Source organism: Shewanella sp. SP1S1-7 (genome assembly GCF_031932105.1).
Classification (GTDB): Bacteria; Pseudomonadota; Gammaproteobacteria; order Enterobacterales; family Shewanellaceae; genus Shewanella; species Shewanella baltica.
Genome location: NZ_JAUOEU010000041.1, coordinates 20,348 through 31,820, shown reverse-complemented (window position 1 = coordinate 31,820; position 11,473 = coordinate 20,348). Strand labels below are relative to the sequence as shown.

The 11,473-nt window shown below is 44.9% G+C and carries 11 protein-coding genes; 5 read left to right on the top strand and 6 right to left on the bottom strand.

The annotated features are described in order from the left end of the window. The first annotated feature begins 265 nt into the window (after positions 1-265). From Q4Q49_RS20620 to Q4Q49_RS20610, 3 genes are all read left to right on the top strand, one after another. Complete coding sequence (locus Q4Q49_RS20620; protein WP_312000318.1) at positions 266-1,255, top strand: hypothetical protein; 990 nt, start codon at positions 266-268, stop codon at positions 1,253-1,255. After that, positions 1,248-1,709, top strand: a complete 462-nt coding sequence (locus tag Q4Q49_RS20615) for a Panacea domain-containing protein (RefSeq protein ID WP_312000317.1) — start codon at positions 1,248-1,250, stop codon at positions 1,707-1,709. Before Q4Q49_RS20620 ends, Q4Q49_RS20615 begins: the two co-directional genes overlap by 8 nt. Positions 1,710-2,307: 598 nt before the next feature. Next, positions 2,308-3,171 (top strand): TIM44-like domain-containing protein, encoded by an 864-nt coding sequence (locus Q4Q49_RS20610; protein ID WP_312000316.1) that lies wholly within the window; start codon positions 2,308-2,310, stop codon positions 3,169-3,171. A 239-nt stretch (positions 3,172-3,410) separates the two neighbouring features. On the opposite strand, the gene Q4Q49_RS20605 is transcribed toward Q4Q49_RS20610, so the two are convergent. Then, positions 3,411-4,775, bottom strand: coding sequence for a sodium-dependent transporter (locus Q4Q49_RS20605; protein ID WP_312000315.1), 1,365 nt, complete (start codon positions 4,773-4,775; stop codon positions 3,411-3,413). Between the two features lie 368 nt (positions 4,776-5,143). Further along, positions 5,144-5,644: an Lrp/AsnC family transcriptional regulator gene (locus Q4Q49_RS20600; RefSeq protein ID WP_006083449.1), complete on the bottom strand. Its 501-nt coding sequence runs from the start codon at positions 5,642-5,644 to the stop codon at positions 5,144-5,146. A 190-nt stretch (positions 5,645-5,834) separates the two neighbouring features. On the opposite strand from Q4Q49_RS20600, the gene Q4Q49_RS20595 reads away from it, so the two are divergent. Further along, positions 5,835-6,560, top strand: coding sequence for an ABC transporter substrate-binding protein (locus Q4Q49_RS20595; protein WP_259527742.1), 726 nt, complete (start codon positions 5,835-5,837; stop codon positions 6,558-6,560). A 53-nt stretch (positions 6,561-6,613) separates the two neighbouring features. On the opposite strand, the gene Q4Q49_RS20590 is transcribed toward Q4Q49_RS20595, so the two are convergent. The 3 genes from Q4Q49_RS20590 to Q4Q49_RS20580 all read right to left on the bottom strand — a co-directional run bounded on the left by Q4Q49_RS20590 (position 6,614) and on the right by Q4Q49_RS20580 (position 9,704). Continuing rightward, complete coding sequence (locus tag Q4Q49_RS20590) at positions 6,614-7,396, bottom strand: phosphatase PAP2 family protein (protein ID WP_259527764.1); 783 nt, start codon at positions 7,394-7,396, stop codon at positions 6,614-6,616. 122 nt (positions 7,397-7,518) lie between these two features. Further along, on the bottom strand, positions 7,519-8,997 hold the full coding sequence (gene creD, locus Q4Q49_RS20585; protein ID WP_259527743.1) for a cell envelope integrity protein CreD: 1,479 nt from the start codon (positions 8,995-8,997) through the stop codon (positions 7,519-7,521). A gap of 176 nt (positions 8,998-9,173) precedes the next feature. Next, a complete protein-coding gene (locus Q4Q49_RS20580) occupies positions 9,174-9,704 on the bottom strand; it encodes a hypothetical protein (protein ID WP_310796515.1) in 531 nt (176 codons plus the stop codon). 245 nt (positions 9,705-9,949) lie between these two features. On the opposite strand from Q4Q49_RS20580, the gene Q4Q49_RS20575 reads away from it, so the two are divergent. After that, a complete protein-coding gene (locus tag Q4Q49_RS20575; RefSeq protein WP_312000314.1) occupies positions 9,950-11,122 on the top strand; it encodes a DNA glycosylase AlkZ-like family protein in 1,173 nt (390 codons plus the stop codon). On the opposite strand, the gene Q4Q49_RS20570 is transcribed toward Q4Q49_RS20575, so the two are convergent. Continuing rightward, positions 11,119-11,466 carry a hypothetical protein gene (locus Q4Q49_RS20570; RefSeq protein ID WP_259527765.1) on the bottom strand — a complete coding sequence of 116 codons (348 nt, stop codon included), beginning with the start codon at positions 11,464-11,466 and terminating at the stop codon, positions 11,119-11,121. The two genes, Q4Q49_RS20575 and Q4Q49_RS20570, sit on opposite strands and share 4 nt — an antisense overlap. Positions 11,467-11,473: the final 7 nt, after the last annotated feature.

Below are 11,473 nucleotides of genomic sequence, written 5' to 3'. Positions count from 1 at the left end.
ATGCTCGACGGCGGCATCCATGCCGCCAACGGTCACCTCTATGACAGTGCTTAATCCCGTTAAACCCGTGGTATGACTGACAGTCTGTTATTTACAATTAGGGCATTCCAACAACTTAACAATTGGTGTCACTTAAATTAACGCGAGCTTTGCAATAGAACGCTAAACTATCTACGATAATAATTTGAAATATACATTATGTTGTTGATTTAAAATGGCTGCCCTGATTTACTCCATGATGAACATGATCTAGTCGGTGTCATAGATGAACTTATTTAAGCATTTTGGTTTTAATGAGAACTCTAGCTTTTTTAATAGGCTAGGAGGGGGGCTCGATCAAGGATTTTTTATTTTTCTCGCTGCGATAGGCACCGTTTTTTTAACAATCGGTGGCGCGTATGCTGGTAGTTTTGATTTTGTGGATGTTTGGGAAAAAACAAAGGGCGTATGGAATTGCTTTACTTTAATTGTTTGGAATCCAAACTCTAGTTTATTGGCTGGTAGTTTATCGTTTCTCTTTGGTGCCTTAGGCACTTTTAAGGATCAAGCTGCACAGAATAAGAGAATGGACTTACTTCAAAAGGAAAATGAGACTCTTGTTGATACAAGAATAGCCTTGAATACCACTCAAGAACTGCTCCAAGAAAGTAAATCAGAGCTTTCCAAATTACATACTGATTTAGTTGAAACATGGTTGTTGGGAGTTTGTAAGCATCTAAATTTAAACAGCAAGGAGAGGATAACAATTTATTATGAACATGATGAAGAGTTTTACCTGCTTGCTAGGCATTCTAAAAATCCTCACTTCTCTAAGGTTCATACACAAAAATTTCCACTAAATCAGGGTGTTATTGGTCTTGCTTGGCAACACGATGTTTGCACGGAGTTTGAGTGTCCATCTTCAGGGGACCTCAATGCTTATAAAAAATTTATGCATGAAAAATATGGTTATGATTTAGCTAAATTGGAGTCATTGACCATGAAAAGTTGCAGGTATGTTGCTAAGGCGGTGTCTGATGCAGGAATTCATATCGGTGTTATTGTTTTTGAAAGTGAAGATGGTAACTTTGTAAGTGAAGGTGATGAAAAAACAAAGGAAATACTATCTTACTGTGTAGAGCATCAAAGTCAGATTGCAAAGTTTGTGCGAGATGGATTTAAATACAGTAAAGAAATGCACTTAAAATCTGAGAATCAAGTACAATCTGTAGAAGATGATTTCTTAGAACTATTAAATGGAGGTGGTGATGAATAAAATTCAACAAATTATTGCTTATATTTGCCTTCATTATCCTCATCCATCTGAGCTCTCGAAAGCTAGATTGACTAAGTTGGTGTATCTTGCAGACTGGTTCTCTTCGCTTTCTGACGGAGAGCAAATGACTGATATTGAATGGGTATTCAACCATTATGGCCCATATGTCGATGATGTAGTGGATGCCGCTCAAGGTCGTCGTGGTTTTCGCGTTGACCATGAACAAACAATGTACGGTACATCAAAGTATGTAATTTCATTCCATGGCGATGAAGATGACATCGAGCTCTCAGATAGAGAAAAAGATATACTAAATGCTGTCATGAAAAAGACTAAGAGTATGTACTTCAATGAGTTTGTAGACTTTGTATACTCAACTTATCCAGTACGAAGTCGAGAGCGATATTCCACACTTAAATTAGTAGATTTAGCTAAGCAATATAGGGCCGGTTAGCTCAGCTATATTAGCAAGTACACGTGTTTTTTAAGTTTATAAAGTGATTTATTTGCTTAGGTCTGCTCTTTTTATATGTCTAGCTTTTTCATTTTTTTAACATTCGAAATCTGTCTATGTTTTGTATGAAAAAAATTATTCCTCGTTTTTCTCTTATCCATTACTGCTGTGATTATTAGAAAGATGGGACAGGCGCAGCTCTTTCTAGATTAACAGTCCACAGATTGGCTACAGAAGTTCACCCTCCCCTGCAAAATATAGGACATGAATTTTTTCACTATGGCGACTGTGTTAATAACTCTTCAAAAATATGCCTGCTCCGATTGTACTTAGATCTTGGCTTCGGGTTTCGGAGTTCTGGCTATCAGGAAACACAATAGTTAACGGGATTAAGCACTGGCATGTAGGTGACCGTCCGTGACAGGGATGTCACGGTCGAGCACACAGGGATGTGCTTGCTGCGTGTCACTGGAATGACAGTGCTTAATCATTTCTCACGTCATATATAACCGAATAACCATCTCTTTTGATAGTTGACATATAATGTCATCCCGCTATGATGCCGATACCACAGGTTATACAAACAAAGATCTTATAAATGAAAAAGTTATTAATTATGTTGGCGATGATTTTTGCGGTTAGCTTAGTTGCTAGCCCTGTCGTTGAAGCGAAAAAGTTCGGCGGTAGTAAGTCTATTGGCAAGAGTCACCAAACGGCTCCGGCTCAACCAGCGGCGACCAACACACCGACTACGGCACCAGCGGGAGCACCGGGCAAGAAAGGTATGATGGGCGGCATGTTAGGCGGTTTATTAGCAGGTGGCTTATTGGCTGCGCTGTTTATGGGCGGTGGTTTTGAAAATATTCAAATCATGGATATTTTGATAATCGGTTTGCTGGCATTCGTACTATTCAAAATCGTCCGTACTGTGATGGCCTCAAAAGCGGGGGCGCAGCAAAGACCAGCCTACGCGGGTGCAGGCCAACCTAATCCAAATCTGCAGCGTCAACAGGCTGAACAAACAGGTTTTGCCACCAATGCAAACAGTGGCAGCAATGGTTTTGGTCAAGCGACAAGCGCAGTTCCTTTTGATTTGCCTGCCGGTTTTGATTTACCGGGCTTTTTGGAAGGTGCGCGTAGTCACTACAAAACCTTGCAATTGGCGTGGAATGAAAACGACTTAAGCAAAATCCAAGAGTATGTTTCGATTGAGCTTTACAATGAACTCAGCAACCAACGTCGCGAGTTAGTTGGCGATCAGCACACTGAAGTGATGTTTTTGGATGCAGAACTTGTCCGCGCCACACACAATGCAAATCTTGCGGAAGTGAGCGTTAAATTTAGCGGCCGCTATCGCGATACCGTTGAAGGCGTAGAAGAGGACATTAAGGAAATCTGGCATTTAGAGCGTAACGTAACGCAAGCCAATTCACCTTGGTTGATCGTTGGTATCGAACAGTAATCTGCCCGTCTTCAACAGCAGCCTTAATCCCTTAAGGCTGCTATTTATATCCCCCTTTCGTTCAAATCCAGACTTCCTTAGCAGTTCAACGTTATTGATAGATGGAAGGATACAGCTGTCATCGCATTGACTATTGGCGGCAGCAAGACTTTGATGATTATTTTAAAAAAGTTAATTAGATCATCCATTGCTAAATAAAAAATCCCCGCACTTAGCGGGGATTTTTGCTTTTTAAAGGGTTACACAAATTGCCTGATGGCGATCGCGATGATCAGTACTGGGCACACATACTTCACGTACCTTGGCCAAATGCGCCAGAAGAGTCCTGTGGTATCGACATCATCTTGTCCACGAATCGCCTTGAGTAATTGTGTTTGGCGCCAAATCCAACCTAAGTAAATCGCGATACCGAGGGCGACCAGCGGCTGGGCGATTTGGGTGGTGAGCATGATAGTGAAGCTAAATAACGTCTCAAAAAATACCGCCAGTAATAGGGATAATGAGGTCAGCAATAGGCCGATGATCAAGGTGGCGCGCTGGCGGCTGAGTCCGAATTTTTGCATCACATAGCTAGTCGGGACTTCGGCGATGGAAATGGCAGAAGTCAGGCCGGCGATGATCAGCAGAATAAAGAACACCACGCTGATGATGAGGTTGGCGGTGTCACCTAAGGTCGAAAATAAAGCGGGTAAAACAGTAAACACCAGCGCATCTGAGTCGAGTAATTTACCCTCGGCGTTAAAAATCTCCACGCCATTGTGCTGGGCCACATACATGGCTGGGATGATTAAAAAGGCGGCGAGAAAGGCGATGCCGCTATCGGTAAAGGCAACCCAGACGGTTAGCTTGGCGATATTCTCTTTTTGGCTCAAATAGCTGCCATAAACCATCATGGCACCTGTGCCTATGGTGAGTGAGAAGAAGGTTTGTCCGAGCGCACTGATCAAGGTATCTGGCGCCAGTGCCTTGGTAAAGTTAGGCGTTAATAGTGCGGTAATGCCTTCGCTCGCGCCATTAAGGGTAAAGATATAGGCGACGCCCGCGATCAGCATGATCAACAGTAGCGGCATTAAGCGTTTCGACCATTTTTCTATGCCGTCTTGCACGCCTTGCAGCAATACCAGAAACACGAGTGTGCTGAAGATCAGCGTGAACACCAGATTACGTGACAGCGAGAAATCCACTAACCAAGCGGCGGTATCGTTCGAACCAAAGGCTGTGGCAATCGGGGCGATGGCGTAGCTGACAAACCAGCCAGAAAGAATGCTGTAGAAGGTATAAATCAATCCCGCGGTGACGATGGAAATCAAACCTATCGCCTTGCCTAAATTGCGAGTTAGGGTGTTGAAGCCGAGTTTGCCCATGGCATCGGCGGGGTTGGTCTGTCCGTGGCGGCCTATCATGAGTTCGGCCATTAACATGGGAATGCCTAGGATGAAAATCAGCACTAGGTACACAAGTAGAAAGGCGCCGCCGCCATGGGTGGCTGCTTGGGTAGGGAATCCCCAGATGTTACCTACACCCACGGCGCTACCAGCTGCCGCCATGATAAAACCTAAGCGTGAGCTGAAGTGGTTAGTCGAACTTGTATTGGCCGATTGCATTGTGCCTCCCGTAAAAAGAAGGCGTATCTTAGGCGGATAAATAAGAAGTTCAACGCAATTTTAGTGCGTTAAATTGATGTTAATCAGCAATTTATATTCCTATTTTGCTGGTAATTTAGCGTTACATTTCTTCTTGTTGTGTTTTTCGAGACTATATTGCGAGTAGCGACGACTAGCGAGCTCACTTTAGTGAATAATTGCGATGATAAAAATGCAATGAATTGTGATCTTATGGTCAAAAAATACCGTATGGCAGAAGCTTAGTGGGTATTTTGATGCTATGACTTTACTTGAGCCGCGATTATGACTGGATAAGTCTGAGTCATGTCGCAACACTTTGTGTTTGAACGCCGTATCTTTTACAGAGCCTATGGTTGAATGGTGATATGGCTTAAGGGAATGGCCGTGTGGTCTTTGACCTTTTTCAACACAAAGCTGGAATGCACACCTGCGATATGCACATTGGTCGTGAGTTTATCTAACAGGAAAGTGCGAAAGTGCGCCATATCTTGCACTAACACTTTGAGTTGGTAGTCGGCTTCAGAACCTGTGATCAGCGCGCATTCTTGGACTTCTTCGTAGGCCAGTACATTGGCTTCAAATTGATTAAGAATTGCTGGCGTGTGTTTTTCCATCCGCACATGGATATATGCGGTCAAATGCAGGTTGAATTTATCCGCCGACAGACGCGTTGCATAATCGGCAATATAACCCGCTTCTTCTAGGGCTTTAACACGGCGCGAGCAAGGGGACGGCGACAGGCCGACTTTATTGGCCAGTTCGAGGTTGGACAATCTGCCGTGGGTTTGCAGTAAACGCAAAATGGTTAAATCGAGTTGATCGAGTTTGTATGGGTGAGTTTCTGTCATCGAAAGCTTAGGGTTAGCTGGGTCAGCCCCTAGTTTGCCAGCCTTAGCCAAGTTTGCCAAAAATCTTGAGTAATCAGGTTGTAAAAGTTGGGGGAGTGATCACCTTTACTGACTGTGAGTGAGGGCGCGCTGTCTGGATCTCCCAGCATTAACCGCTATAGTTATGATACTAATAAGAGTGAGACACTGTATGCGCTTGAGTTTGCTGTTAATCTGCCTATTAATCTTACCGACGTATGCATTTTCTGCCTCGATAACCATTGGTAGTGCGTTAAATCGCCCACCCTATATTATCGAAGATGCCGAATCGGGACTTGAGATTGATATTATTAAGGCTGCCTTTAAGGAAATGGGCCAGTCAGTTAACTTTAAATTTTACTCTCGTAAGCGCCAAGTCTTATATTTCAACAAAGACAGATTAGATGCCGTGATGACCATGAACCCTGTAAATGGTGTCGATGGCTATTGGTCTAATGATTATGTCGACTATACCAATGTGGCGATTAGCTTGGCTGCACAACACCTTGAAATAAAAAGTATTGCCGATCTAAAAAACTACAGTATTGCGGCCTTTGAGAATGCCCGACTATTGCTCGGCGCTGAATTTAATGCCGTAGCGCAACAGACGATTTATCGCGAAGTTGATACTCAACTAAGCCAAAATCGTATGTTGTACTTAGGCCGGATTAATACTGTGATTGCCGACCGTTATATTTTCACTCAATTGAATCGGTTTGTTGAGCCCAATATCGACACCCAGCAAGCATTGAGCTATCACTTTATTTTCCCGCCGACATCCTATCGCATGGTATTCCACAACTCAGTGGCGCGGGATACTTTTAATCAAGGGCTGGCAAAAATTAAGGCCAATGGGATTTATCAGACCTTAGTGGTCAAATACTTAGGCAGTGCTTAGCAAGGCCTAAGTATTTGAGCGAAAGGCTGAATCGAGATGATCAACTACAGAGGTTAGCGTTCTGGCTCGTTCACGAGCGCTTGCGTGAGAGGGCGTATTTTACTGACTAAGAACACGCTCAAGCTGCTGATGAAGGCGGCTAAAAAGGTCGAAAACAACACATCTTGTGGCCAGTGCATCCCTAACAGCATGCGGCTCAATCCCATCAAAAATCCCCAACCCAATAATACCAATGCTACGCTAGGTAGGCCTGCGAGCAGCAGATAGTAACTGGCCGTGAGCACCAGTGTCACAGCAAAAATGGTATGCCCAGAAGGGAATGAATAACCAATTTCATCTTCCCAATGCTGGTGGATGCGCGAGTCGAGCCTCATCTCAGGCTCTGTCACTTTTAAGCCATCGAGCGCATTGGATATTGTCTCGGAGCGCCCCTGTTTATCCAATTGATAAAAGGCATCGAGTGAAAGCTGCTCGTCCGTAGGCAGTGCTTGCTCAGTCAAAAAGACCAGATTAGGTCTGGGCTCTTTGAAATAGGATTTGAGCGTATGGCTCACACTTAAGCTAATGACTTGGCTGAGACCTATGGCTAAAAACAAATTCATAAAGAGGGCTTTAGGCATAAGACGATAGGCGATAGCCAGCACAAACAACACAGTGACTACGCCATAGGGCGCCGTGCCCGTCATGGTAATCCAATATAAATTTCGGGCTAAGTGAGAGTGCAGATCGATCAGTGGGAACAGCTGATTCTGGGTCAGTAACAGTAAGCCTGGAATGCTTGCCAGCAATAACCAAGCAAAGCCTAAACGGCGGAAAAGATAGGCGCTATGGGTCAAAATATAAGCCTCTTGATAAACGCCATAGGCTACAACGCGGCAATGGCTTTGCCAATAAAAAAATCCCGACAGCAAAAAGTGGCGCTGTCGGGGGTCTTCAAGGGTGGATCGGTTGGGCGCTGTTACGCCGTGTTCTTGGGTTGATGCCTTGTGACAAACATCAAAATCAGTAGGACAACTAACAGTAATCCTGTGCCCATCAGCAGGGCGTAATCTTCCAGTTGCAGTATCGAGTAAAGCACGGCATATAAACTCACCAGCATAATGCCTACTATCGCACCGCGCTTGATGCTTGCAGTAGCACTGCCCACGTAGGCGGATACCGACAACACGGGAATACAGGCGGCAATTAAATAGGCATGCAAGAAGGCTAAATGCTCAGACAGCGACAGCAGTAGCAAATAGAACAAGGCCATGGCGCTGCCGACTAACACATATTGAATCGTGCTGAGACTGGTTTTTTGCCCAAGCTCAAAAATGAACAACATGATAAAAGTCAGTACGATAAACAGTAGGCCGTATTTCACTGAGCGTTCAATCTTGCCGTAGTGAGTTACGGGCTCGAATAAAATCGCATTGGCCGATACTTCGGTCAGGCTCGATTGATTACTCTTAATGAACTCCTGAGGATAGTTACGGGTTAAGTGACTGATATTCCAGCTTGCCGTAAAGCCCTGCGCGTTAATATCACGCTCTGCGGGCAACAATCCCTTAAAGCTGGGGTGTGGCCAATCCGCATGAATATTGAGCAGGGTTTGCTCACCCAGTGGCAGGGCGCTGATGGACTGCGAGCCGCGCAGTGTCATCGCAAAGTCCACACTAAAGTCACTCGCTTCACCGACTTGTACACCTTGGTTGAAGCCTTTTTCTAAGCCGCCAGTGGTGCCTAAACCTGTACCCGACATCAGCGAGCCTGACAGCGTGACCGCATCACCCGTTAATTCAAGTTTATCCACTTTATCAATGGCTTGATTTGATGAGACACCAAAGGCGAGACGCGCATTTTTATTGTCAAAGGCAATGAGGTTGGGGATTTCATAATGACTTAAACTGAAATCTGCTTTGCCTTGCAAAGTGGCGTTATAAACTAAGGATTGATAAATGCCGCGGGTACGGAAATCATGTTTGAGATCTAAATCTAGCTTGAGTTTTTTTGGCAGTATGACCAATTCATCTTGATAGGTACGCTTTACTTGATGGCGATTTTTGCCATCGGCGCTGACTTCTTCCTGCATCACAAAATAGCTATAGGGAATGACAAGCACAGGTCCTGAGAGCGTTTGCTGCTCGCCCCATGAACGGCCAATTTCATCGACAACACTGTGGTACAGGGCTTCGCGATCTGAGGTCATGTCCATGATGATCCCTAATGGGATCAAAGCTAAGATCGACAGTATGCCTATGGTTAACGCTTTCAATAGAGTCGTGTTTTTAGCGAGTGATGTCCCTTTACTGTGTGAGGACAGTGCCTGTGGCGATTCCATGTCTATTCCTTGATTTTGATTAAATTTTTTGAGGAGTGCGCGCACCACTAAATAGGCCGCGCCACCAAATAAGGCCAAACTAAGTAGGGTGAGTACCCAGAAAATAATACTGAACATTGGATTTCATTCCCTATGAAATACGACCGAGACTTAACCGCTAAGATTGTGCTGAGTTAGCTCGGTATCACGGCGGGTATTAAAACAGATTTCCCCGTAAGAGTTGCGGGCAAGTTGCTGATCAATAGTGGCAAAATTATGGCAATTACCGCTAAATCCAAACTCATTTATCCCGTTTATAAATCTGAGAGTGGGGTGTCTTTGCCAAATTTGGGGTGTTTTTTCTCGTAGTCATCTTCTTTTCGAATGTGCTTAAGCAGTGCTTCGAAGCTTTGCTTAAAGACGTCAAGTTCGGCGGAATAGACTACGGCATGGTGGGAAAACCAGTGCTGTTTTTCCCGCTCACGGTTACTGTAATCGGGCCAAATACGCAGCTCATACTCATCACCTATGACGACAATGACATAGGCGATGGCGCCATTGCTAAAGATGATGCATTGGGGCAGATAAACCAGCTCTTCACCTTTAAATAACTCATACCAGATTGCTTCGGTGCGCCAACTCACTATCGGTAGCGGCGCTTTGATAGAGCAACCAATGGAATGATGTTGATTGAACAATACGGCGTTAATGTCATCCATTGAAAAGGGCTGGTGATCGCCATTTTTAGCGGCAAGTGAATACAAGATATTCATTAAAAATGGCAGCTTAGAGCCATTGCCCGTTTTGCGGCCGCAGAGTTGTGCTTGGCGATAGTAGAGATTCATCATCAATCCTTAATGAGGCGTCAGCGCGCGGTCGGCGCTACCTTGAGCCGTGTAACTCACAAGGCTGTAAAGCGATAGCCGTTAAGTTATAAATGGCTTATGTTATCCGAACAGCGCGCTGCATGAGCTGGTTTGCGGTGTATTTTAGGGGCTCATTTGAAAGATACAAACTACATCAGCATTTTTTAGAATCTTAGTTTTGTCTGTTGGGCTTAGTGTTTGCAGGTTTTACCTTAGGAAACGAGATGTCTAATCCCTTTTCACCCCGCGAATGGCTGCAATTAACGATGCAGCAGCAAGGATTATTGCAGCCACAGACCTCGGTGGCTGAGACTATCTCGCGCCTCAGTTATGTGCAAATCGACTCGATTAATGTGGTTGAACGGGCGCATCACCATGTATTGCATAGCCGTATGCCTGGATACCAGCCAAAGATGCTCGATTCGGCTTTGGCTAAAGGTGAGATTTTTGAATATTGGTCCCATGCGGCGGCTTATTTACCGATTGCCGATTACCGGTTTAGTTTGCAACGTAAACAACAGTTGCAAAATGGCGGTAAGCATTGGTTTGAATCCGATGATAAAGTGATGCAGGAAGTGCGGGCGAGAATCCTTGCAGAAGGGCCGCTCAAGGCCAGTGATTTTGAACACAGTGAAGGTAAAAATGGTGCCTGGTGGGATTGGAAACCTGCGAAAAAAGCCCTAGAGCAGCTCTTTATGCGTGGTGAGCTGATGGTGGTGCGGCGAGAGAAATTCCAGAAGGTTTACGATCTCACTGCGCGGGTGTTACCACAAGACATAAATGCCAAAGCACCGACAGAGGCTGAATTTACCCGCTATCTGATTGATCGTTATCTCGATGCCCATGCCTTTGGTACTGCGGCGCAAATAGCTTATCTCCGCAAAGGCTTAAAATCAGCAGTAGCCCAAGAGCTGGCAGAGATGCAGTTACAGGGGGGATTAGCGAGTTTTAAGGCGGCGGGGCAAAGCTACTTTTACCACCCTGCATTGCAGCTTAATGCGCCATTACCCAATAAAGTCTGGCTGCTTAATCCCTTCGATAATTTATTAATCCAACGGCAACGGCTAAAGCAATGGTTTGATTTTGATTATCAAATTGAAGTCTATGTACCCGCTGAAAAGCGTCGGTATGGTTATTATTCTTTAGCGATTCTGTGGCGCGATACTTTTGTCGGCCGCGTGGATGTGAAAGCCGATCGCCAAACGGGCATCTTGTTATTGCAGCAATTGACCTTAGAAGCGGGCGTGATGGTGAATGGCCTAGATGAGGATTTCTGTGCTGCCTTTGATATCGCCGTCAGTGAATATGCCCGCTTTAACGGTTGCGATCGCTGGAAGTTAATTAAAGCAAATCATAAAGGCCTTAAGCAGAAGTATGCACGGCAACAAAAGTGTTAGTCATCAGTCGCTTTAATTGGAATGTCCATAAAGCGAAAGCAACCATAGAGTAAAATGAGATACAGCAGTGGCAAGGTTGCGGTGACTAAGGGTGACGAGGCTGTGCTATCGCTTGCGATGCGATAGCAGGGAATATATACGGCGGGATAAACTAGGCTGCCCCAAAGAAAACACTGATTCATCAATCGAGTGATAAAAGCGGGTTTGATACTTGATTGACTGGCCAGTCCCATCAAACTGGCGAGGAGCACTCCGGGATAAGTGAGTAGCGGCAGGCCACCAAGCAGGAGTAATGTCCAGCGTATTAGGCTCTCAAAAGTCGTCAATTCCACTGCGGTTTCCATCACGCTT

What these genes read in the sequence shown, in the direction of transcription:
- Q4Q49_RS20620 (WP_312000318.1), top strand. Translation starts at nt 266, where the DNA reads ATGAACTTATTTAAGCATTTTGGTTTTAATGAGAACTCTAGCTTTTTT.
- Q4Q49_RS20615 (WP_312000317.1), top strand. Translation starts at nt 1,248, where the DNA reads ATGAATAAAATTCAACAAATTATTGCTTATATTTGCCTTCATTATCCT.
- Q4Q49_RS20610 (WP_312000316.1), top strand. Translation starts at nt 2,308, where the DNA reads ATGAAAAAGTTATTAATTATGTTGGCGATGATTTTTGCGGTTAGCTTA.
- Q4Q49_RS20605 (WP_312000315.1), bottom strand. Translation starts at nt 4,775, where the DNA reads ATGCAATCGGCCAATACAAGTTCGACTAACCACTTCAGCTCACGCTTA.
- Q4Q49_RS20600 (WP_006083449.1), bottom strand. Translation starts at nt 5,644, where the DNA reads ATGACAGAAACTCACCCATACAAACTCGATCAACTCGATTTAACCATT.
- Q4Q49_RS20595 (WP_259527742.1), top strand. Translation starts at nt 5,835, where the DNA reads ATGCGCTTGAGTTTGCTGTTAATCTGCCTATTAATCTTACCGACGTAT.
- creD (WP_259527743.1), bottom strand. Translation starts at nt 8,997, where the DNA reads ATGTTCAGTATTATTTTCTGGGTACTCACCCTACTTAGTTTGGCCTTA.
- Q4Q49_RS20580 (WP_310796515.1), bottom strand. Translation starts at nt 9,704, where the DNA reads ATGAATCTCTACTATCGCCAAGCACAACTCTGCGGCCGCAAAACGGGC.
- Q4Q49_RS20575 (WP_312000314.1), top strand. Translation starts at nt 9,950, where the DNA reads ATGTCTAATCCCTTTTCACCCCGCGAATGGCTGCAATTAACGATGCAG.
- Q4Q49_RS20570 (WP_259527765.1), bottom strand. Translation starts at nt 11,466, where the DNA reads ATGGAAACCGCAGTGGAATTGACGACTTTTGAGAGCCTAATACGCTGG.